Genomic DNA, 21,265 nt, shown 5'->3' on the forward strand with positions numbered 1-21,265 from the left:
TAAAAACAATAAGCTATTTTTTCTCTTTATGTTAGACCAAATAAAACATTTTTACGAAACAAAATACATGTTCTTCTTGATTTTTACTTCTTTTATTCTCTTTACCGCGCTCGCGCAAATTGGATGGCAATATTATACTACTGGTGATTTCCTCCACAAAGGAGTCAGCTTGAAAGGCGGCGCGACTGTTACTGTCCCAGATTATTATGACGCGCTTGGTTTACACGCTGTGCTTGCTGCTTCGTATGAAGGGTATGATATTTCTGTTCGTGAACTTCGCGGTTCATCTGGCGCGCAATCCGGCGTTATTGTGGACATTGATATTCTTGATCAAGAAACCCTTGGGGTATTCGTTTCTCAGGTTTCTTCTGAGACTGGTATTCCAGAAAACATGATGAGCATTGAAACGTTTGGATCCCGCCTGAGCGGTGATTTCTTCTCTCAACTGCTTCTTGGTCTTCTTGTCGCGTTCCTCTTTATGGGCTGTGTTGTCTTTTTGTATTTCAAGGACTTGATTCCAAGCATCGCTGTTATGCTTGCGGCAGGATCTGACATTATTATTACGCTTGCAATTATCAATGTGTTAGGGATTAAACTTTCCACAGCAGGGATTGCCGCGTTTCTTATGTTGATTGGCTATTCTGTTGATACAGATATTCTTCTCACTATTCGTGTTCTGAAACAAAAAGAAGATGGGAACCTTAATGAACGTATTTATGGATCATTCAAAACAGGCGGTCTCATGACCTTTACCGCAATTGTCGCGGTCGGAACTGTTTTACTTTTTACAAACTCTGATGTCTTGTTTCAAATCATGCTTATCCTTTTCATTGGTTTATTTGTGGACATCATGACGACATGGGTACAGAATGTCAGCATTCTTCGCTGGCATCTTCGTGATAAGGAACATACTAAAGAAGGTGGCCACTAATGGCAGACTTTGCATCAGTTAAAGCGCTTTTTTTCCGCTGGCGTGTTCTTATGCTTGTGTTTTTCCTCTTTGCTTCTCTTCTTATGATTCAGCCTTCTTTTTTTTCAGAAGGCGTCGCGATTCGAAGTATCGAGAAAGACAGCCCTGCCGCGCTTGCAGGCATCCATAGTCCATACGCAAAAGACAAGCCGATGTTTCGTGAAGTGATTACTGCTCTTAATGGGCAATCTATTACTTCTCTTGATGATTATGCTGCCGCAATTTCTTCTTTGCAGGAAGGAGAACTTGTTCGGCTTGAAACAATGTCTCGTTATACATACGACGGTGGGACACGATCGCTGCATATGCTTCGTCAAGAAATGCTCTACTCTCTTTATTATAATGAAACCACTGGGCTCGGTATTGAAGTCTATGACGCGCCAACCTCTAACTTGAAGAAAGGACTCGATCTTCAGGGTGGAACGCGTGTTCTTCTTCAGCCAGAAGCAGAAGTTTCTGCTGATGACATGGATCTTCTTATTCAAAATCTTCAGCAGCGCCTCAACGTGTATGGATTAACAGATCTCGTTATTACAGAAGCAAAAGATCTCAATGGCGCACAATTTATTCTCGTTGAAATTGCAGCTGTTACAAAAGACGAAGTGCAGGAACTTATAGGAACGCAAGGAAAATTTGAAGCAAAAGTTGCCAATCAAACTGTTTTCAGCGGTGGCGAAGACATTGCTGCTGTTTGCCGCAGCGCAGACTGCAGTTTTGTTGTTGATCCGCAACGACCATGCCAAGGAAGTGTTGACTCTGGCTATTATTGCACATTCTCTTTTGCGATTACATTGAGTCAGAAAGCAGCAGAAAGACAGGCAGCAGTCACTGCAGACATTCCTTTGAGCAGTGAGCAAGGTGGCGCGTATCTCGCGTCTGATCTTGATTTGTATCTTGATGATGTGCTTGTTGATACCCTCAAAATTGGCGCTGATTTGAAAGGTCGAGCGGTCACTGATATTTCTATATCAGGACCTGGCACTGGTCCGACGTATCAAGAAGCGGTGCAAAATTCTGCTCTTAACATGAAAAAACTTCAGACACTCCTTATTACAGGAAGCCTTCCAGTGAAATTAACCATTGTCAAAGTTGATTCTATTTCTCCAGCACTAGGAGAAGCATTTGTCAAGAATGTTCTTTCTGTTGTGCTCTACGCAATTCTTGCAGTGGGCATTGTTCTTGGCATTCGGTATAGACATGTTTCTATTCTTGGTTTGATTATGGCTACGATGCTTTCTGAAGTGTTTATTATCCTTGGTTTTGCAGCATTCATTGGCTGGAACATTGATCTTGCAGCTATCGCAGGTATTCTTGTCGCAGTAGGAACTGGTGTTGATGATCAAATCGTTATTACTGATGAGGTTTATGGACGAAAGAAAACAAGCCGACATCTTTCTTGGAAAGATAAATTGAAACGCGCGTTCTTTATTATTATGGCAGCGTATCTGACAACTGTTGTCGCGATGTTGCCTTTATTCTGGGCAGGCGCTGGCGCATTGAAGGGATTTGCACTGACGAGTATTCTTGGCGTTACTATTGGTGTCTTTATCACTCGACCAGCATACGCTGTCGCTGTTGAAGCGGTGCTGAAGGAAGAAGGAGATGAGTAAGAGATTTTCTGAAGCTTTTCCCTCTCTGAGAACCTCTACTCTTCAGGATTATTAAAAAGTGGGCAAGAAAACCACGACCTTCAGGTCAGTGGATGAATTGCTCACAGCACGCCCACTTTTTAATTCCACAGACGCGCCAACAAGAGTTTGCGAGCCGTAAAACCCATGCCTTCAGGCATGGGATAGGTGAGCATAATAACATTGGCGCGTCTGTGTTATATACATTTATTTTTTCTTTTTTTACTGCTTCAATAAACTGTTTATCAGAGCAGATAAACTCTTTTACAATCGATTTGTATGTTAACATTGTATGAAAATGTATGGCATCATTTATCGGAATGTGATATTTTTGAATTAATTCAAGAGATGATAATATAGTGAGATGATTTATTGTTTCTAAAATAAGTACATCATTCTCCGTTAGTTCAATAATATCATGGATAAACTCACTTATTATCTTTTTTCCTTCATCTTCATCAATAATCTTTTTTCGAATCCACTTGTCAAAAACAGAAATCGCTTCACCAACAAGAAATATTGAGGATATAAGAATTATTTCCCCTTTCTTTGCTTGTTCAATAACTTCTGCTACCTTTGTCGCACCTTTTTCAGTTTCTTCAGAAGCATAGTATTTTACAAAAGCAGAAGTATCTATATATTTCATTATGCTTCATCTCTTATTCCTCTTACTGCTTCTGAAAGACTTTGTTTTGCTACTTTTGATGCTTTTGTGACAATTTTTCTTACTTCTCTCTTTGTTGTTGTTCGTACCCCATATTTGAAGGCGAGTTGCCTAATTGCATCTCGCACTACTTCAGACTGTGATTTATACATCCCTTTTTTTACAAGCTCCTGTGTCAGGTGCTTGACTCCACTAGTGACATCAGCTGTTAAGGTTACCATAGTATTTGCCTCCATGCTCTAATAGCCCACTATTAGTATACTGTTATTTAAATTTTTCTCTGGTTTGTCAAATCTTATTGATCTTTTTTATTTTGTAGTGAGATTTGAACAGAAAATTAATAAACAAACACATTTGAATGTGGACAATGGAAAAAAGAAATGTCGCATATTTAATTGTCTTTTTACTTTTATTCTTGTCACTTATTGTTTCTCTTGTATATATCTCTTTATTAAAAGATACTCTTTATCGACAACGTACATTCAATAGTATCAATGAAGATATTCTTCAAGCAGAATTATCTGGACTTTATGAAACACAATTACAAGAAGATGGTTTTTATGTTTCTCCTACACTTGTTGGTGATGCTTCTACTGGTGTCAATGGAGTTATTCATTTCTATAATTTCTTTGATACTCCTAAAACTTTTAGCTTTCAACTTATTTCTGGTTCAACAACAGACTTTCCTTATGATTCTCTTGAAATTGTTGCTCTTTCTTCAGAAGTTATAGATCCTGGTGAAGAATCAAATGCATTTTTCGTGTTCCAGATAATTGACGAAGATTCTTTTCTTCAACGAAGGGAGTCTGGTCAATACACTGTTCAAATTATTGTTGATGGTGAAGTGATTGGGGAGGATACTCTTGAGGTTATTGTTGTAAATTGATACTTGCTATTCTCCAAACAACAACCTTTTAATATCCGCACGCTTTTTTGTTTCTTATGAATGTGCATACAACCAAAACACATCCGCTCGCGATTATTTCTGTCATGCTTGCGACGTTGCTCACCGCGACTGGACAGTTCTTGTTTAAACTTGGCACAGCAAATCTTACTCTTGGCTGGGACCTTCTTCACAACTGGTATCTCATTGGTGGGTTTGCGATCTATGGGATCAGCGCGGTAATTCTTGTGATCTCTTTGAAGTATGGAGAGCTTTCTGTTCTTTATCCTGTTATTTCTTTGAGTTTTGTCTGGGTTAACATTATTTCTTTTGAATTTTTAGGAGAACAATTGACCACATTCAAATGGGTAGGAGTCAGTCTTATTATTTTGGGCGTCACTTGCATTGGGTTTGGCAGTAAAAGTGGTATTGGAGATGAAGCTTCTAAAACAGTTGCCTCAATAAAAGGTGAGCAATAATGACCACAGCTCCTTTCGCAATAGGTCTTGTCCTTATCGCAACATTTATCGGCGCGTTTGGCGCGCTGTTCCTGAAATACGGCGCAGAAAAAATGACGCGGAAAAGCAAGCTTTCATTTTTGAACACACGATTGCTTTTTGGTACTTTTTTATATGGATTTAGCAGTATCTTTTTCCTTATCGCTTTAAAGAACGGAGAACTTTCTGTTCTTTATCCTATCACTTCCTTATCTTATGTTTGGATTAGTTTATTGTCCATCAAAATGCTTGGAGAAAAAATGAACTTTTTCAAATGGCTTGGCATTACCGCGATTTTGCTTGGGGTAAGTTTAATTGGATTTGGAAGTTAGTTGGAGTTTTGGTGAACACTATGATTGCAAATACAAATAATACCATTGTGCTTTCTCTTGGTGGGTCTCTCATTTATCCAAAAGAAATCGATGTTCCTTATTTGAAGAAGTTTCGCGCATTAATTCTTTCTTATATCGCGAAAGGAAAAAAATTTGGCATTATTACTGGCGGTGGCGCTATTTGTCGAGAATATCTTCATAAAGCAAATGAAGTTGTTCCTCTGCAGCCATTTCAGAATGATATGATTGGTATCTTAACAACTCGCACTAACGCGCAGCTTGTTCGCGAAATTTTTGCGGAGTCTGCATACAAAGATGTTATTATTGACTATAGCAAAAAAATAGAGACAGACAAGCCCATTATTGTTGGCGCGGGATGGGTTCCTGGTTCTAGTACTGATAAAGATGCTGTCCTTCTTGCGCACATGTATGGCGCAAAGACTATTATTAACTTAACTAATGTTGATTATGTCTATGACAAAGATCCACGAAAGAATCCTGACGCAAAAGCAATCAAAAAAATATCCTGGAAAGATTTCAAAGCAATTGTTGGTGGCGAATGGAAGGCAGGGATGAATCTTCCTTTTGATCCCATCGCAGCTAGCCTCGCGGAAAAAGAAAAACTTCGTGTTGTTGTTCTCAATGGAAATAATCTTGACAATTTAGAGAAGTATTTGGCTGGCAAAGAATTTGTTGGAACTGTTATTGAATAAATAAAATCTTTTTTTCTTGGTTATGCTTTAAAGAATTCCAAAAAGGTATAACGCAATTCCAATCTGCACGACATCAACCAACGCATGGATTATCCAACAAGTAAAAAGATCACGATATTTCTGGAAAATCATGCACATAAATAAAGAATAACAAAATAGTCCAATGCACGCAAGCGCAAAAAGCGCTGGATAAGAAAACCATTGATAAAAATAAACAACATGGTAGAGGGTAAACCCAATTCCTGTCAAAATATATCCTACAAACCATCCGCATAATGTATGCACTTCATCAAAAAAGAATCCTCTCCAGAAGAATTCTTCGAGCAGTGAATTTAGGAAAATAATATACAAGCCAATCCAAATGATGTTTGCCGGGGTAATCGCCGCAGCCGTGTTGAGTTGCGCGATAATTTCTTCAATAGGAAGAAAATCCTTGAAAAGCAAGAATGCTCCAGCATAGATTGCGGAGAATAAAAGTCCCCAGCCAAGCGCGTGGGTGATTGATTTCTTGAATTTTGTAAAAGAGAAGTCGTGTGTTACTGCATTTTTCCATGACTTTTTATAGAAAAAAACTCTGTACACTATTGGAAGCAGAAAAATTATTTTATAGAGCGAAGAAGTAATGTATGTCGCTTCAAAGAAATACTGGATCAAGAAGAGAATAACTGCGGGGAGAAATGCTGCGAGGAGTAAAAGGGATATTTTGAGTGGTTTCATTTCTTCTCTCATTAAAGTCAGGATAGATTTAAATCTATCGAAGGAAACCATTATTTTTATAAATCCACAGAAATTTCTCTTCTTTACATATATTGGAGGATGACACTATGGCAGTAGTAGGATTTAATTTTACAAAAATGATCGGCGAGAAGAACGCTGATCCAACAAAGAAGTTGAACATTGATCGATCAGTGAACATTCAGTCTGTTGAAGAAACACATCTTAATGTCGGGACACAAAAACAGCAGGCAATGATTGTTTCTTTTGTCTACGCAGTCACCTACGCGCCTGGACTCGGCAAGCTGGAATTACAAGGAAATCTTCTCTACATCGCGCCTGAAGAAAAACTTATGGACGCAGTCGCATATTGGAAGAAAAATAGTACCCTTCCTGTTGATGTGATGAATCCCGTGTTGCACTCTGTTTTTACACGATGCAACATTCAGGCACTTATCATGAGTAGAGATTTGGCATTACCACCACCATTCGCATTGCCATCTCCGAAAGTTAGATAAATTTATTTTCTAATTTTTTACTTTGCTTTTTTCTTCTATTTTTTCAATAATAAAAATTTTACACTTTCACAATAAAAATATCTGTGCGTCATTAATAGACGCACAGATCAGGCACATGCTCACCAAAAAAAGGTTCGCACGCGCCTGTTTCTAATTGCTCTTTACTTCACTACGCACCAGCAACACCTCATGTCAGGGGGACCCATTGCGGAGCAATGGGGTCTTTATTCTTTTTTTATTCATTGAATACTATTTTTCTAAAATAAGCTATAGTAAATAACATTAATTTTCGGATATATAACCAGAGAATGTAATGTTATTTCCTAATAAGTGAATCACTTTTTGCTAGGAACTAAGTTCCGATTATTAAAGTGATTCACTATAATATAAACTGACTCAATCCTCATGCACAAAATATTTAAAGCGACCAGCGTTTACCAGAAACTGTGGAACCCATGACAGGAAAGACAACCAAACTCAAAGTTGCGGAAGCTATCCAAGACGATGTTAACAAAGGAATTGTCAGAATCGATTCTAATTTTATGCATGAGCTAGGGATACGTCCAGGCGATATTGTTGAAATCAAAGGAGAGCGCATTTGCTATGGTATCGCAGATCGCGCGTATCCTGGTGACATTGGTTTGAACATTATGCGTATGGATGGTATCATGCGTCGAAACGCAAAAACAGGTATTGGTGAAATTGTTCATGTTAAACGCGGTATTGTCAAAGAAGCAAAACGCGTTACTATCGCTCCTGCACAAAAAGGAATTCTTATTCGCGCATCTCCTGCTATCTTCAAACAAGGATTGCTAGGACGACCTGTTTTGAAAGGAGATATTGTTTCTCTTGGCGGCACTTCCAGACGACGAAACACGATGAATAATTCTCCATTCTTCAACGATATTTTTTCTGTTCTTGATGAAGGTATGGCTGGCTTTGGTTTCAGCGATATTCGTTTTATTGTCATTGAAGCAGAACCAAAACAGGCTGTCATCGTTACTGAGGCAACAGAAGTTCGCTTTAATCCAGAAGCTGTTGAATTTGATGAAGAAAAAGTTCTTGATGTTACTTACGAAGATATTGGTGGACTTACTGATGAAATCAAAAAGGTTCGTGAAATGATTGAACTCCCTCTCAAATATCCAGAAATTTTTGAACGTTTAGGTATTGAGCCACCAAAAGGGGTCTTGTTACACGGTCCACCAGGAACTGGAAAGACGTTGCTCGCGAAAGCTGTCGCAAACGAAACAAACTCCCATTTTATTTTAATCAATGGTCCAGAAGTTATGAGTAAGTTTTATGGTCAAAGCGAACAAAATATTCGCAAGAAATTTGAAGAAGCAGAAAAGAACGCTCCTTCTATTATTTTTATTGACGAAATTGACGCGATCGCTATCAAACGAGAAGACAGTCATGGTGAAGTGGAGCGACGTGTTGTCGCGCAATTGCTTGCATTGATGGATGGTTTGAAATCTCGAGGGAAAGTTGTTGTCATTGCGGCAACAAACATTCCTGACGCGATTGATTCCGCGCTCAGACGACCTGGTCGTTTTGATCGCGAACTTGAAATTGGTGTTCCTGGTAAAGAAGCACGCCTCAATATTTTGAAAATTCACACGAGAAACATGCCGCTCACTAAGGGGTTTGATCTCAAACGCTTTGCAGATATTACGCACGGATTTGTTGGTGCTGATCTTGCATCACTCACGAAAGAAGCCGCGATGGTTGTTTTGCGTCGCTTGCTTCCTGATCTGAAATTAAAAGAAAATGAACCTATTCCAAAAGAATTTTTAGAAAAACTGAAAATTGGCACTGAAGATTTTATTGAAGCACTGCGAACTGTTCGCCCAAGCGCAATGCGCGAAGTGCTTGTTGAAGTGCCCAACATTAAATGGGATGATGTTGGTGGTCTCGGAAACGTCAAACAAGAATTGCGTGAAGCAGTCGAGTGGCCACTCAAATTTCCTGAAGCATATGGTAATTTAGGAGTAAAACCTCCACAAGGTATTCTCCTTTATGGTCCTCCTGGCACAGGGAAAACATTGCTCGCGAAAGCAGTCGCAAAAGAATGCGAAGCAAATTTTATTTTAGTGAAAGGTCCTGAACTGTTGAGTAAATGGGTTGGAGAAAGTGAAAAAGCTGTCCGTAAAGTTTTCAAACGCGCGCGACAAACAAGTCCCACTATTATCTTTTTTGATGAGATTGACGCACTTGCGCCAAAGCGTGGTCCAGCTTCTTCAAGCAATGTGACTGAGCGCGTTGTCAATCAATTATTGACGGAAATTGATGGGCTCGAAGACTTGACTAATGTTGTTGTTGTCGCTGCAACCAACAGACCAGATATTTTAGACACCGCGCTTTTACGCCCAGGGCGATTTGATCGAATTATTTTAGTTTCTGTTCCTGACCTTGAAGCAAGGCGAGCAATCCTCGGGGTTCACGCAAAAAATATGCCGCTCACTCCTGACGTTGATCTTGACGATATCGCGAAGCGAACAGAAGGATATGTTGGCGCGGACATTGAAGCTGTTTGTCGAGAAGCAGCAATCTTTGTTTTGCGCGAAGATATTAACGCGAAGAAAGTCACAATGAAAGCGTTTAATCAGGCGCTTGAAAAAGTGAAACCTTCTGTGACGAAAGAAATTGAAGAATCGTATAAACAAATGGAAGGCTACTTCAAACAAGCGCACGCGAAGGAAATGGATAAGCAGACATATTATGGGTAGTGTTTTATTTTGTTGTCTTAGATTCGCTTCGTTGCTTTTGAATCACTATTCTTTCTTTTTTAATAAAGTATTTTCTTTTAATAAAATAAAATGATAAGTTGTGTATGTGAACTTACTGGGCGATGTTTGTTTTGGAAGGTGCGTGTTTAGGGACAAACTGTTCTCTCTTTCATCTCAGCATATCTTCTTTCCACAATTTCTCTGAAGAAATCTGGAACGCCATCGCGGTTTGCGAAACGATATTGTGAACCTCTTTTTGTTATTCTTCCCATTGCTACAGCAAATCCTGAATTAGGTTTGTAGAAGTCTGCAAGTTCATGGCCTGTTCCCATAAATAAAATGCTTTTTTGAGCAGCATTTCTTTTCATATTCTGGTAAATATATCTATCTCGCATTCGTGCCGTAATCGGATAAACTCCTGTAACCATTTGCAGCCATGCTTCTATAACTACTATTGGTTGATATAATAAGCGTGTTATTTTAGGGTCTAATAATTCTGTTTCAGTTGCTTGCATTTTCGTTTCAATCTCTCTAAAATTACATTCTGCTAAAATTGCAATTATTGTAGCTGAACCCTCTTCTAAATCTGATTCTGTAAATGCTAATTCTTCTAAATCTTTGCCTTCTACACCTTCTTGGTAAAGTGCTTCGCATTTTCTTTGAATTTGTGGCGTTCTATAATTTAATGATGCGGCTCTTCCTCTTGTCATTCCGTCAGAATACATTTCTGTTATCTTTTCTCTTAAGATAATATCTTTACTTATTTGGTGTGCACATCTGAACATATCTTTTGCTTTTTCCTGTATTCTCTTTCCTCTTTTTATCATTTCTTCTGCTTCACTTCGATCTTTTTTTAGTCTAGAAAAAAATTGGTAAACCTTTTCTATATTCTGGTTTGGGTGATTACTTTGCACAATATACACTTCTCTTTCTTCCATTTTCTAGAGAATCACTTTTCTTCTTTTAAACTTTTCTAAAGTGTAGTCACTAAGTAGTGATTATGCTCTCGTCGACAAAAACGCATATCCCAACATAACATTTAAAAAGGAGGACAAATTCGTTCAATGAATGTGGATGCTGGCTCAAATACTTTCTTTTGGTTAAACTGTGTTAAACGACGTAGTTATAGCTATAAGAAGCCAATTTTAGCCTGCGTTTGCAAAACAATGCCTAGGTAGTGTAGTCTGGTCTATCATGAAGCCCTGTCGAACTGCCTTTTGCAAAAAAGGTGGTAAAGAAAGGCTTCGACCCGGGTTCAAATCCCGGCCTGGGCGTTTACACGCTAGCAGCGGGATTTGAACAGTTACGTTCAATTCCAACTTTGGCGTTTTAGCTCCTCGTCGGGGCGTCCATTCACATTGGGCCGTTAGCTCAGCCTGGCTAGAGCACAACACTTTTAATGTTGGGGTCACGGGTTCGAATCCCGCACGGCCCGTTTCATAATAATAGTAGGCGTGCGAGATATGAAGTCTGCACGGTGTCATATTAAAAAAACAGCATCACAATCGAAGGTGGGGAAGCATGGCAAAAAAAACATTTGATGTTAACACGCACGCACTTGTGCCAGAACATATTGTTCTTTCTGAAAAAGAAAAGAACCAAATCTTTGAAAAATATTCTATCTCTTTCAAAGAACTTCCGAAAATTCTTGCAAATGATCCAGTTATCAAACAGTTGAAACTTAAATCCGGCGATGTTATCAAGATCGTCAAAAAAAGCCCAACTGCAGGTATTGCAGAATATTACCGAGGTGTTATCAGTGAATAAATACTCCAAGCTTTTAATTGAAAAGTATTTCGAAGAGCACTCTCTTGTCGCGTCTAACATTGTTTCTTTCAATAATTTTATTGATTTTGAACTGCAAAATGTTATTGAACAAAACAAAATTGTCGAGCCAACAATTATTCCTCACAACATTGATGAATTTAAAATTCGCTTTGACAAAATCTGGGTCACAAAACCAGAAATTACTGAAGCAGATGGTTCCAAACGACCAATTTATCCTGCAGAAGCTCGCTTGAGAAAACTCAGCTACGCAGCCCCTATTTTTATTGAAGTTAGCGCACACATCAATGGTATTCAGCGAGAATCTTTTGTCACGCAGGTAGGAAGTCTTCCTATTATGCTTCGCTCTAAATATTGTCATCTTTCCGGATTAAGCAAAGAAGACTTAATCGCGAAAGGAGAAGATCCGAACGACCTCGGTGGTTATTTCATTATCAATGGAACAGAGCGTGTTCTTATTAACATTGAAGATCTTGCAGCAAACAAGTTTCTTGTTGAAGAAGATTCCCTCACTGCAAATAAATTTGTCGGAAAACTTTTTTCAGAGTACGGATCCTATAAAATCCCGCATTCTATTGAGAAACTCAACGATGGGCTCTTTTATATTACATTTACACGCGTCAAACGTATCCCTATAATTCCAATCATCAAAGCATTGGGCTTAACGAAGGATGAAGAGATCATGCGCCACATTACTGGTGGCGAACAAAGTGACGCGGTCTTCGTCAACCTCTACGAATTCGTTGACATCAAAAATGAAGAAGAAGCTCTTGATTATGTCGCGAAAAAAATAGGCATTACGCAGGCAAAAGATATTCGTATCGAGCGTATGAAAGAAGTTGTTGACAAATATTTATTGCCACATCTCGGCATCACGGAAAAAGACCGTCCTGCAAAAGCATACAATCTTTGCAAATACATTCGAAAATACTTGCAGGTCGCGGCAGGAGAATTGCCTGTTGACGATAAAGATCATTACATGAACAAGCGCGTTAAAATGAGTGGAGATCTTCTCGCAGATCTTTTCCAAGTGAATCTTAAAGTGCTTATTGGAGATCTTCTCTATAACTTCCAGCGCATTGTCAAGCGAGGAAAGTTCCCTTCCATTAAAGTGGTTATCAGAGAAAAATTATTGACGAGTAGAATTTACAGCTCCATGGCAACAGGATCTTGGGTTGGTGGACGAATGGGAGTAAGCCAGCGTATTCAACGTATTAACTTCCTTGAAACACTCAGCCACTTGCAGCGAGTTATTTCTCCGCTCAGCGCGAGCCAAGAGAACTTCGAAGCACGTGAGTTGCACGCAACACACCTTGGGCGATTATGTCCTATTGAAACTCCTGAAGGAACGAACATTGGGTTGCGTAAAAATCTTGCACTTGTTGCAGAGATTTCCCATGATTCAGATGAACAAGTAGTGCTCAAGCAGCTCAAGATGCTTGGCCTTAAGTCAGCGTAATGGTGATTAAAAATGGTTGATGTCTATCTTAACGGAAAATATGCAGGCGCAGTTGATAACGCACAGGACTTTATTGATCAAGTCATCTCTGAGCGAAGACGAGGAAAGCTTTCCGCAAATATTAATGTCTATCATCCGAAAGAATACAATCAGGTTTTTATTGAAGCATCCAAAGGTCGTGTGCGACGACCGCTTATTGTCGTGAAAGACGGAAAATCAACGCTTACTGAAAAACAAGTTGCACAGCTTGAGAAAAATGAACTTTCCTGGAGTGATCTTGTGAATCAGGGAGTTATTGAATATGTTGACGCAGCTGAAGAAGAAAACATTCTTGTTGCATTTAGTCCTGAAGATTTGACTCCATCTCACACCCATCTTGAAATTGCTCCAATGGCTATCTTAGGATTATCCACTTCTCTTGTTCCATTTGGAAATTACAACCAGAGCACGCGTCTCAACGCGGGAAGCAAAAACCAGAAACAATCTCTTGGTTTTTACGCAGCAAATTATCACGTGCGCATGGACATGGACGTCAACATTCTTGACAACCCGCATCAGCCACTCTGTAAAACAGTCATGCATGATATCGTTGGTTACAATGAACATCCTTCTGGACAGAACATTGTTGTCGCTGTCATGAGCTACCGCGGATATAACATGGAGGATTCGGTTATTCTCAATAAATCCTCTATTCAACGAGGATTTGGACGATCTACATACTTCAGACCTTGCGTGAGCGAAGAACTTCGCTACAGTGGCGGTCTTGTTGATCAGATTGGGGTTCCTGACAAAGAAGTCAAAGGATACAAATCAGAACGCGATTACCGCTTCCTTGAAGAAGATGGTATTATTTATCCAGAATCTCAGGTTGCTGAAGGCGATGTTGTTATTGGAAAAACATCCCCTCCTCGATTCTTGAGCAGCATGGATGAATTTAATCTTAACTCTAATCTACGACGAGAATCTTCTGTTTCCATCGCGCATGGAGATCAGGGAGTCGTTGACTTTGTTTTAGTTACTGAGAACGAAGAAGGAAACAAACTTGTTCAGGTACGACTCCGCGACCTTCGCATTCCGGAAGTAGGAGATAAATTTACCTCCAGACACGGACAGAAAGGGGTTGTTGGAATGATTGTTGAACAAGAAGACATGCCATTTAGCGCATCTGGAATTACTCCAGACCTTATCTTCTCGCCGCACGGTATCCCGTCTCGTATGACTATTGCGCATCTTATTGAACTTGTCGGCGCTAAAGTTGGCGCGCTTTCTGGACGATACATTGATGGTACAACATTTGAAGCAGAAACAGAAGAAGGATTACGTCATGAACTTGTTTCTCATGGATTCCGTGAAAATGGAACAGAAGTTATGTACAATGGTTTGACTGGTGAAAAATTCCAGGCACGTATTTATGTTGGAAATATGTATTATCTCAAACTCAGGCACATGGTCGCGAACAAATTGCACTCCCGTGCTCGTGGTCCAGTACAACTCTTGACACGACAGCCTACAGAAGGTCGCGCGAAAGAAGGAGGATTGCGACTTGGAGAAATGGAGAAAGATACTTTCGTCGCGCATGGCGCGGCACTCCTCTTGAAAGAACGCTTCGATTCTGACAAGACTGTGCTTGCAGTGTGTGAAGATTGTGGTCTTCTCGCAATCCATGATGAATACAAAAATAGATCCCATTGTCCTGTTTGCGGAGAAAACTCCAACATTTCGCAGGTTGAAATTGCGTACGCGTTCAAACTCCTGCTCGATGAGTTAAAAGGACTTTGCGTCTATCCTCGCATTGAATTAAAAAATAAATACTAACCAAAAGGTGAACTGCATGGATCAATACATTCACAAACAAGTAAAGTCAATTAACTTTGGCGTTTTGAGCCCAAAGATGATTATGAAAATGGCGAGCGCAAAAGTCGTTACTCCAGAACTCTATGATAAAGAAGGGTATCCTGTTGATGGTGGTCTTATGGATATTCGTCTCGGTGTTATTGATCCGGGATTAAGCTGTAAAACCTGCGGCTCCAAATTAAAGGAATGTATTGGTCATTTTGGATACATTGAACTTGCTCGTCCAATCATTCACATTAAATTTGTTGATTTGGTTGTGACGTTGTTAAAATGCACTTGCCGAGAATGCGCTCGTATTCTTATTCCGAAAAATAAAATGGATATTGCGCTTGCAGGGTTAGTTGTCGCTGAAGAAGAAGCAGGTCTTGCAGGACGACGGGAACAAATTCGTGAAATTATTGCTTCACTTAAAACCATTAACAAATGTCCACATTGTAAAGCACGCCAATTTAAAATTGGTCTTGAAAAACCATCCACTGTTATTGAAAATGAAAAACGATTAACACCTATCGAAATCCGAGCACGCCTCGAAAAGATTTCTGATGATGACTGCAGCGTGTTTGGTATTAATCCCGCATTCATGCGTCCAGAATGGGCAATCCTTACTGTTCTTCCTATTCCCCCTGTAACAATGCGTCCAAGCATTACATTAGAATCTGGTGAGAGAAGCGAAGACGATTTGACGCACAAATTGGGCGATATTGTTCGTATCAACCAGCGTCTTTTCGAAAACATTAACGCAGGAGCTCCTGAAATTATTATCGAGGATTTGTGGGACCTTCTTCAATATCACATCACGACGTACTTTGATAACGAAGTCGCGCAATTACCTCCTGCACGACACCGTTCTGGTCAGCCATTGAAAACACTTACTTCACGAATCAAGAGTAAGGAAGGACGTATTAGACACAATCTCGCAGGAAAAAGAACAAACTTTTCCAGCAGAACAGTTATCAGTCCAGACCCAATGATCGCATTGCATGAAGTTGGAGTTCCATTTGTTGTCGCGATGAAACTTACTGTTCCTGAAGTTGTTCAGCCATGGAACATGGAATATCTCAAAAAATTTGTCCAACGTGGACCAAAAGAATACCCTGGAGCGAATTACATTGTTCGACCAGATGGAAGAAGAAAAAAGATTACTGATGAAATGAAAGAACAGCTTCTTGAAGAACTTCAACCAGGATATTATGTTGAACGCCATCTTCTTGACGGCGATGTCGCAATCTTTAACCGACAGCCATCGCTTCACAGAATGAGCATGATGTGTCACCGTGTTCGTGTCTTGCCAAGCAAAACATTCCGCTTAAACCCAGCTGTATGTGTTCCTTACAACGCAGACTTCGATGGGGACGAAATGAACCTCCACATTCCTCAAACAGAGGAAGCTCGCGCAGAAGCAGAAATGCTTATGCAAGTTCACACGCAGCTTATTTCTCCGCGATATGGATTAAGCATTATTGGTTGCGTTCAGGACGCGATTTCAGGAAACTATATGTTAACTCGATACATGAAAATGTCTCGTGAAGACGCAGTTGAACTTCTTCTCTCTGCACGAATTTTTGACATTAGCAGATTACCAAAGAAAGAAGTTGTTACTGGTAAAGAAATTTTTAGTGTTGTTCTTCCACAGGATTTTAGTTTCGAAGGAAAAACACGTATGTACAGCGGCGATGAGAAAAAAGACAAAGCAAATGACGCTGTTGTCGCTATCAAAAACGGAAAACTTCTTTCTGGTGTCATGGACAAGGCAAACCTAGGAGAAGGTTCTGGACTTATGTTGAAGAACTTGCACCAGCAATATGGCGCAGAACAGACCCTTGACCTTCTTGGAAAAATGTTCCGTCTTGGTATTGAATCATTATTGAAATACGGATTCACGACAGTAATCTCTGATACAGATATTCCTGAAGATTCTCGAAAACGTATTCGAACTATCTTGGATGATTCTTATGCTGCAGTTGATGAATTCATTGAATCCTACAGACAAGGTAAATTCGAAGCATTCCCTGGGCGAACTATTGAAGAAACACTTGAACTTCGTATTCTTGAACGCTTGAACATTGCTCGTAACGAGACAGGAAATATTGTCCAGCAGCAATCCAACGAAGGAAGTCACACAGTTATCATGACCACTTGCGGATCCAGAGGAAACGCACTCAACCTTGCGCAGATGGCTGCGTGTGTCGGTCAGCAAGCTATGCGTGGAAAACGTATCCAAAAAGGATACAGAGGACGAACACTCTCCTGCTTCCAGCGCGGCGACTTATCACCGTCTGCACGTGGATTTATCCGAGGCAGTTTCAAATCAGGATTAGCTCCTGCTGAGTTCTTTTTCGGAGCAATGACAGGACGAGATTCGCTTATGGATACCGCGCTTCGTACACCAAAATCTGGGTACTTATACAGACGACTCGCAAACGCGCTTCAGGATATGCGTGTCGCGTATGATGGATCTGTTCGTGACGCGAATGGCACTATTGTTCAATTCAAATATGGAGAAGACAATGTTGATGTTTCCAAGAGTGAGAAGGGAAAACTCAATGTCCAGCGTCTATTCTCCAAAGTTATGGAGGATTAATTACCATGGAAGAACTTTACGCTGAATATAAGGACTTATTGCCTGTCTCTATCATTGAAGACGTTAAAACAAGCGCACCAAAAGGAATCGCGAAATCAAAACTCAAGAAAGTTCTTGACCTTGCAGTTGAAGAATATAATAACATGCAGGTTGAAGCAGGAGAATGCGTAGGCATTATCAGCGCTGAATCTATCGGTGAACCAGGAACACAGATGACGCTGAACACATTCCACTTCGCAGGGGTTTCTGAGATGAACGTTACGACAGGTCTCCCTCGTATTATTGAAGTTCTCGATGGTTCTCAATCTTTGAAAACACCGATGATGGAAATTTATCTTCAAGCACCATACAAAAATGGAACTGATATCAAAAAAGTTGCGCAGCTTATCAAAGAAACAACATTGCAAGATATTGCAGCAGAATTTATGATTAACATCGCGGATTCTGTTATTGAAGTCAAGCTTGATAACGCAAAAATGGATCCACTCAATCTTACCGCAGACAAAGTTCACAAACTTTTGGACGCAACATTGAAAGGCATTGGCGTTAAAATGAAAGATGGTTCTCTCATTGTCAAGCCGAAAGGAAAAGAGACTACTGTTAATGAACTTTACAAATTAAAAGAAAAAGCAAAGTCTATTTACGTTACAGGTGTTAAAGGAATTAAACAAGTTCTTCCTGTCAAACGAGGCGATGAGTTTGTTATTGTCACCGCGGGAACAAACCTGAAAACAGTCTTTGAACTTGAATTTGTTGACGCAACACGAACTATCTGCAACGATATTTTTGAAGTGTACGCAGTTCTTGGTATAGAAGCAGCACGAGAAGCAGTTGTTCGAGAAGTTTACAAGATTATTACAGAACAAGGATTGAACGTTGATGTTCGACACCTTATGCTTGTTGCTGACGCAATGTGCGTGACTGGAAAACTTCGCGGTATCACTCGATATGGTATTATTAGCCAGAAATCCAGCGTTCTTGCAAAGGCATCTTTCGAAACACCAATCAAACATATTTTCAACGCAGCACTTGTTGGAGAAAAAGATCACTTGAACAGTGTTGTTGAGAATGTTATGATCAATCAGCCAGTGCCTGTTGGAACAGGACTTTTGCGCCTTGTGACCAAAGAAGTCAAGAAAGCAGCAAAAGCTGAATAAAAAAGCATCACGATACGGAGTTGATTATGTATGGCAGTAAAAGAAATGGACGCAAACATTAGTGAATTAAAGAAACTACTCAAATCAGACAAGATTATTCTTGGAACAGATCGCACGCTCAAACTTTTGAAGCTTGGGACAACAGATCGTGTTTTTCTCTCCAGCAATTGTCCTGAAGAAGTCAAGAAGGATATTGAGTATTACGCAAAACTTTCCAATGTTCCATTAATTTATCTCAAACAGCCAAATGATGAATTGGGCATTCTTTGTAAAAAACCATATCCGGTTTCTGTCCTCAGCGTGACCCAATAATTTTTTGTGAATGTCATGGTAAAAATCACCTATACACAGGAACTCATGGGAACCATGGCTCTTTTTGATAAGATTACGCACGTTTCGCTCAAAGACTGCTTTGAAGACAAACACGGATTACTCACTTTTGTTGTTGATGCGCAGGATCTTGGGAAGGCAATTGGCAAAGGCGCTGTTTGTGTCCGACGATTAGAACAGCTCCTGAAACGGCGTATTCGTGTTATTGGATTTCATCCAGATCTTCTGGAATTCGTGAAATATGTTATTCATCCACTACAAGCTCTTGTCGAGCAGGAAGACACTGTTCTCATCCTCAAAAATGAGGACAGAAAAACAAAAAGTTTATTAATAGGCAGAAACGCCCAGAACCTACGCAATACAGAATCTATTATTCAGCGATATTTTCCAAATATCGTCGAAGTTAAGGTTGTTTGATTGTGATAATAACTGTTAAAACTGACAAAAAATAAATAAAAAAAACAAGATAAAAGTGAACAAACATGGGAAAAAAAGCACGCGGAATTAATGCAGGAAAAAAATTGAAAAAAAGACGACATACATTCAAAAAAATCAGTAGAACAGTTCTTCGACTTCGCTCTGATCCATTAGGAGGATCTCATCAAGCAAAAGCAATTGTTCTTGAAAAGCTTCAGCTTGAAGCAAAACAGCCAAACTCAGCAATGAGAAAGTGCGCTCGTGTTCAGCTCATCAAAAACGGAAAACAAGTTACCGCTTTCCTTCCAGGAGACGGCGCAACAAAGCTTGTTGATGAACACGATGAAGTACTCATTGAATGTATTGGTGGAAAATCCGGCCGAGCAAAAGGAGATATTCCTGGTGTTCGATGGCAGGTTATCAAAGTCAATGATCAGTCTCTTAACGCACTACGACGCGGTAAGCTTGAGAAAGCTCGTAAATAAAAATAGAAGGTATCGACAATGGCAGAAATCAAACTTTTTAACAAATGGTCTGTTCAAGGCATCACAGCACAGGATCCAGGATTGCAGTCTTACATTAGTCTGCGTCCAGTTTTCGCACCAAAGACCGGTGCACGCTACGCTGGCAACAAATTTCATAAATCCAAGATTAATGTTGTTGAACGACTCATTAACAAGATTTTGATTCCAGGTCATAAAGCAAGAAAACACTTTAAGTCCAGCGGGCACATTACAGGAAAAGCTTCTCACGCGTACACGCTTGTTGAAGAATGCTTCAATATCATCGAACAACGCTTGAAGAAAAATCCTGTAGAAGTGTTTGTCAAAGCAATTGAAAACGCAGCTCCTCGTGAAGAGATTATCACTATCGAATATGGTGGCGCTCGTTATCCAAAAGCAGTTGAGTGCGCTCCACAGCGACGTATTGACATTGCATTACGATACTTTACGCAAAGCAGCTATCAAAAATCGTTCAATACAAAGAAACCATTTGTTCAATATCTTGCAGATGAACTTATCGCAGCATACCAATGCAGCAGCAACTCTCTTGCAGTTTCCAAGAAAAACGAACTTGAACGACAGGCGGATAGCAGTAGATAGGGTTTGACTTTTTTTACTTCTTTTTTTAGTATATTTTTTCTTTTCTTTCATCCTATCTTTATTTTATCTTTTTTCTTTATTTGTGTTTGGCATAAACTTTACTAATAACCCCATTGCTGCGGCAATGGGTCCCCCTGACATTTCTTTTTCACTGAGCGAATATTTTATTTGTGGGTGCGTGTTGTTGTCCTTCGTTTCTTTGGTTGGTGTTGTAAAACTTATACTCAAAGAAGTAAAGTTGTTTCTATTTCAAAAACTATTTATACTCTAATGACTTACTTCATACCATGTGGACCTTCAAAAAATCGTGGAAACTTATTCTTGACAACCCTGAGCTTATTTCTTATGAACTTGCTTCAAAGGAACTTCGGGTTAGAATTGAAGCACGCCAGACAGACGAGAATATGTGGACTATTTTCAAGACATATCATGATGACGCCTCATTTACTTATACACAGGAATATCGCGCGTCAACCCGTGATGAAGCACAAAAAATAATTGCTTCTCTCCAAAATGAAAAGGTGTTGTCTAAAATAGAATTGCATGATCTCAAGCTTGTGCAGGCAAAAAAAGTTGCTGTCAAAGTTAAACGACAGTTTAAAGATTACAATGTTGAAAAATGGAACTTTGCAGTCAATGATGAAGCGTATGAAAACGTCGTGTACGTTCGTGACGCTGATGTGAGTGACGTGAGCATTATCATGCATGAAAAAAATAAGCAATTTGAAGCAAATATTCTGTATGAACTCAAAAATGTGTTAGGTTTTGAGACGTCTGATCTTGACATTAAGCAAGAGTTGTACTATTATTCGACAAAATCTGACGACTACAAGAAAAACAATAAATTCAGTTTTGTTTTTGGCAATGTTGAAATGGGATTTGACACGCCAAATGATGAGAAGTAGTTCTTTTGTCTTCTTTCTCTTTGAAT

At 39.7% G+C, this 21,265-nt stretch carries 22 protein-coding genes and 2 tRNA genes; 20 read left to right on the forward strand and 4 right to left on the reverse strand.

The annotated features are described in order from the left end of the window. Positions 1-28 precede the first annotated feature (28 nt). Both HZC31_04125 and HZC31_04130 read left to right on the forward strand, forming a co-directional pair. Entirely contained in the window at positions 29-931 is a 903-nt protein-coding gene (locus HZC31_04125; protein MBI5002548.1) for a protein translocase subunit SecF, read from the forward strand. Next, positions 931-2,580, forward strand: a complete 1,650-nt coding sequence (locus tag HZC31_04130; GenBank protein ID MBI5002549.1) for a hypothetical protein — start codon at positions 931-933, stop codon at positions 2,578-2,580. The genes HZC31_04125 and HZC31_04130 overlap by 1 nt, the downstream gene beginning before the upstream one ends. Positions 2,581-2,665: 85 nt before the next feature. Here the strand turns inward: HZC31_04130 and HZC31_04135 are convergent, their stop codons facing one another. Further along, complete coding sequence (locus HZC31_04135; protein MBI5002550.1) at positions 2,666-3,244, reverse strand: type II toxin-antitoxin system VapC family toxin; 579 nt, start codon at positions 3,242-3,244, stop codon at positions 2,666-2,668. Next, complete coding sequence (locus HZC31_04140) at positions 3,244-3,483, reverse strand: hypothetical protein (protein ID MBI5002551.1); 240 nt, start codon at positions 3,481-3,483, stop codon at positions 3,244-3,246. Before HZC31_04140 ends, HZC31_04135 begins: the two co-directional genes overlap by 1 nt. Before the next feature lie 146 nt (positions 3,484-3,629). On the opposite strand from HZC31_04140, the gene HZC31_04145 reads away from it, so the two are divergent. From HZC31_04145 to HZC31_04160, 4 genes are read left to right on the forward strand one after another with little or no spacing between them, the layout of a single operon-like run. Further along, positions 3,630-4,148 (forward strand): hypothetical protein, encoded by a 519-nt coding sequence (locus HZC31_04145; GenBank protein MBI5002552.1) that lies wholly within the window; start codon positions 3,630-3,632, stop codon positions 4,146-4,148. Positions 4,149-4,204: 56 nt separating this feature from the next. Beyond that, entirely contained in the window at positions 4,205-4,624 is a 420-nt protein-coding gene (locus tag HZC31_04150) for a hypothetical protein (protein ID MBI5002553.1), read from the forward strand. Further along, positions 4,624-4,974 carry an EamA family transporter gene (locus HZC31_04155; protein MBI5002554.1) on the forward strand — a complete coding sequence of 117 codons (351 nt, stop codon included), beginning with the start codon at positions 4,624-4,626 and terminating at the stop codon, positions 4,972-4,974. The genes HZC31_04150 and HZC31_04155 overlap by 1 nt, the downstream gene beginning before the upstream one ends. Before the next feature lie 20 nt (positions 4,975-4,994). After that, positions 4,995-5,687, forward strand: coding sequence for a UMP kinase (locus tag HZC31_04160; protein ID MBI5002555.1), 693 nt, complete (start codon positions 4,995-4,997; stop codon positions 5,685-5,687). 27 nt (positions 5,688-5,714) lie between these two features. Here HZC31_04160 and HZC31_04165 read toward each other — a convergent pair whose 3' ends face one another. After that, positions 5,715-6,404: a CPBP family intramembrane metalloprotease gene (locus tag HZC31_04165; protein MBI5002556.1), complete on the reverse strand. Its 690-nt coding sequence runs from the start codon at positions 6,402-6,404 to the stop codon at positions 5,715-5,717. Between the two features lie 107 nt (positions 6,405-6,511). Between HZC31_04165 and HZC31_04170 the strand changes: the two genes are divergently transcribed. Further along, positions 6,512-6,919, forward strand: coding sequence for a hypothetical protein (locus tag HZC31_04170; protein ID MBI5002557.1), 408 nt, complete (start codon positions 6,512-6,514; stop codon positions 6,917-6,919). A gap of 455 nt (positions 6,920-7,374) precedes the next feature. Then, a complete protein-coding gene (locus HZC31_04175) occupies positions 7,375-9,648 on the forward strand; it encodes a CDC48 family AAA ATPase (GenBank protein ID MBI5002558.1) in 2,274 nt (757 codons plus the stop codon). A gap of 146 nt (positions 9,649-9,794) precedes the next feature. Here HZC31_04175 and HZC31_04180 read toward each other — a convergent pair whose 3' ends face one another. After that, complete coding sequence (locus HZC31_04180; protein MBI5002559.1) at positions 9,795-10,586, reverse strand: hypothetical protein; 792 nt, start codon at positions 10,584-10,586, stop codon at positions 9,795-9,797. 230 nt (positions 10,587-10,816) lie between these two features. Between HZC31_04180 and HZC31_04185 the strand changes: the two genes are divergently transcribed. The 12 genes from HZC31_04185 to HZC31_04240 all read left to right on the forward strand — a co-directional run bounded on the left by HZC31_04185 (position 10,817) and on the right by HZC31_04240 (position 21,239). Next, a tRNA-Asp gene (locus HZC31_04185) sits at positions 10,817-10,922 on the forward strand. Between the two features lie 86 nt (positions 10,923-11,008). Beyond that, positions 11,009-11,083: transfer RNA gene (locus HZC31_04190), tRNA-Lys, on the forward strand. An 86-nt stretch (positions 11,084-11,169) separates the two neighbouring features. After that, a complete protein-coding gene (locus HZC31_04195) occupies positions 11,170-11,415 on the forward strand; it encodes a DNA-directed RNA polymerase subunit H (GenBank protein MBI5002560.1) in 246 nt (81 codons plus the stop codon). Further along, positions 11,408-12,892 carry a DNA-directed RNA polymerase subunit B'' gene (locus HZC31_04200; GenBank protein MBI5002561.1) on the forward strand — a complete coding sequence of 495 codons (1,485 nt, stop codon included), beginning with the start codon at positions 11,408-11,410 and terminating at the stop codon, positions 12,890-12,892. The genes HZC31_04195 and HZC31_04200 overlap by 8 nt, the downstream gene beginning before the upstream one ends. A 12-nt stretch (positions 12,893-12,904) precedes the next feature. After that, positions 12,905-14,707, forward strand: a complete 1,803-nt coding sequence (rpoB, locus tag HZC31_04205; GenBank protein MBI5002562.1) for a DNA-directed RNA polymerase subunit B — start codon at positions 12,905-12,907, stop codon at positions 14,705-14,707. 16 nt (positions 14,708-14,723) lie between these two features. Beyond that, positions 14,724-17,327: a DNA-directed RNA polymerase subunit A' gene (locus HZC31_04210; protein MBI5002563.1), complete on the forward strand. Its 2,604-nt coding sequence runs from the start codon at positions 14,724-14,726 to the stop codon at positions 17,325-17,327. A 5-nt stretch (positions 17,328-17,332) separates the two neighbouring features. Continuing rightward, positions 17,333-18,484, forward strand: coding sequence for a DNA-directed RNA polymerase subunit A'' (locus tag HZC31_04215; protein MBI5002564.1), 1,152 nt, complete (start codon positions 17,333-17,335; stop codon positions 18,482-18,484). Between the two features lie 30 nt (positions 18,485-18,514). Further along, positions 18,515-18,796, forward strand: a complete 282-nt coding sequence (locus HZC31_04220; GenBank protein MBI5002565.1) for a 50S ribosomal protein L30e — start codon at positions 18,515-18,517, stop codon at positions 18,794-18,796. A 15-nt stretch (positions 18,797-18,811) separates the two neighbouring features. Continuing rightward, on the forward strand, positions 18,812-19,231 hold the full coding sequence (locus HZC31_04225; protein ID MBI5002566.1) for a NusA-like transcription termination signal-binding factor: 420 nt from the start codon (positions 18,812-18,814) through the stop codon (positions 19,229-19,231). A 65-nt stretch (positions 19,232-19,296) separates the two neighbouring features. Further along, entirely contained in the window at positions 19,297-19,716 is a 420-nt protein-coding gene (locus HZC31_04230) for a 30S ribosomal protein S12 (protein MBI5002567.1), read from the forward strand. A gap of 27 nt (positions 19,717-19,743) precedes the next feature. Next, positions 19,744-20,334, forward strand: coding sequence for a 30S ribosomal protein S7 (locus HZC31_04235; GenBank protein MBI5002568.1), 591 nt, complete (start codon positions 19,744-19,746; stop codon positions 20,332-20,334). A gap of 287 nt (positions 20,335-20,621) precedes the next feature. Next, positions 20,622-21,239, forward strand: a complete 618-nt coding sequence (locus tag HZC31_04240) for a hypothetical protein (protein ID MBI5002569.1) — start codon at positions 20,622-20,624, stop codon at positions 21,237-21,239. Positions 21,240-21,265 lie beyond the last annotated feature (26 nt).

Source organism: Candidatus Woesearchaeota archaeon (assembly GCA_016214075.1).
In the GTDB taxonomy this organism is placed as follows: Archaea; Nanobdellota; Nanobdellia; order Woesearchaeales; family DSVV01; genus JACRPI01.

Bases quoted from the DNA above. Each gene is read 5' to 3' on its own strand.
- HZC31_04125 (MBI5002548.1), top strand. From the start codon at position 29: ATGTTAGACCAAATAAAACATTTTTACGAAACAAAATACATGTTCTTC.
- HZC31_04130 (MBI5002549.1), top strand. From the start codon at position 931: ATGGCAGACTTTGCATCAGTTAAAGCGCTTTTTTTCCGCTGGCGTGTT.
- HZC31_04135 (MBI5002550.1), bottom strand. From the start codon at position 3,244: ATGAAATATATAGATACTTCTGCTTTTGTAAAATACTATGCTTCTGAA.
- HZC31_04140 (MBI5002551.1), bottom strand. From the start codon at position 3,483: ATGGTAACCTTAACAGCTGATGTCACTAGTGGAGTCAAGCACCTGACA.
- HZC31_04145 (MBI5002552.1), top strand. From the start codon at position 3,630: ATGGAAAAAAGAAATGTCGCATATTTAATTGTCTTTTTACTTTTATTC.
- HZC31_04150 (MBI5002553.1), top strand. From the start codon at position 4,205: ATGAATGTGCATACAACCAAAACACATCCGCTCGCGATTATTTCTGTC.
- HZC31_04155 (MBI5002554.1), top strand. From the start codon at position 4,624: ATGACCACAGCTCCTTTCGCAATAGGTCTTGTCCTTATCGCAACATTT.
- HZC31_04160 (MBI5002555.1), top strand. From the start codon at position 4,995: ATGATTGCAAATACAAATAATACCATTGTGCTTTCTCTTGGTGGGTCT.
- HZC31_04165 (MBI5002556.1), bottom strand. From the start codon at position 6,404: ATGAAACCACTCAAAATATCCCTTTTACTCCTCGCAGCATTTCTCCCC.
- HZC31_04170 (MBI5002557.1), top strand. From the start codon at position 6,512: ATGGCAGTAGTAGGATTTAATTTTACAAAAATGATCGGCGAGAAGAAC.
- HZC31_04175 (MBI5002558.1), top strand. From the start codon at position 7,375: ATGACAGGAAAGACAACCAAACTCAAAGTTGCGGAAGCTATCCAAGAC.
- HZC31_04180 (MBI5002559.1), bottom strand. From the start codon at position 10,586: ATGGAAGAAAGAGAAGTGTATATTGTGCAAAGTAATCACCCAAACCAG.
- HZC31_04195 (MBI5002560.1), top strand. From the start codon at position 11,170: ATGGCAAAAAAAACATTTGATGTTAACACGCACGCACTTGTGCCAGAA.
- rpoB (MBI5002562.1), top strand. From the start codon at position 12,905: ATGGTTGATGTCTATCTTAACGGAAAATATGCAGGCGCAGTTGATAAC.
- HZC31_04210 (MBI5002563.1), top strand. From the start codon at position 14,724: ATGGATCAATACATTCACAAACAAGTAAAGTCAATTAACTTTGGCGTT.
- HZC31_04215 (MBI5002564.1), top strand. From the start codon at position 17,333: ATGGAAGAACTTTACGCTGAATATAAGGACTTATTGCCTGTCTCTATC.
- HZC31_04220 (MBI5002565.1), top strand. From the start codon at position 18,515: ATGGCAGTAAAAGAAATGGACGCAAACATTAGTGAATTAAAGAAACTA.
- HZC31_04225 (MBI5002566.1), top strand. From the start codon at position 18,812: ATGGTAAAAATCACCTATACACAGGAACTCATGGGAACCATGGCTCTT.
- HZC31_04230 (MBI5002567.1), top strand. From the start codon at position 19,297: ATGGGAAAAAAAGCACGCGGAATTAATGCAGGAAAAAAATTGAAAAAA.
- HZC31_04240 (MBI5002569.1), top strand. From the start codon at position 20,622: ATGTGGACCTTCAAAAAATCGTGGAAACTTATTCTTGACAACCCTGAG.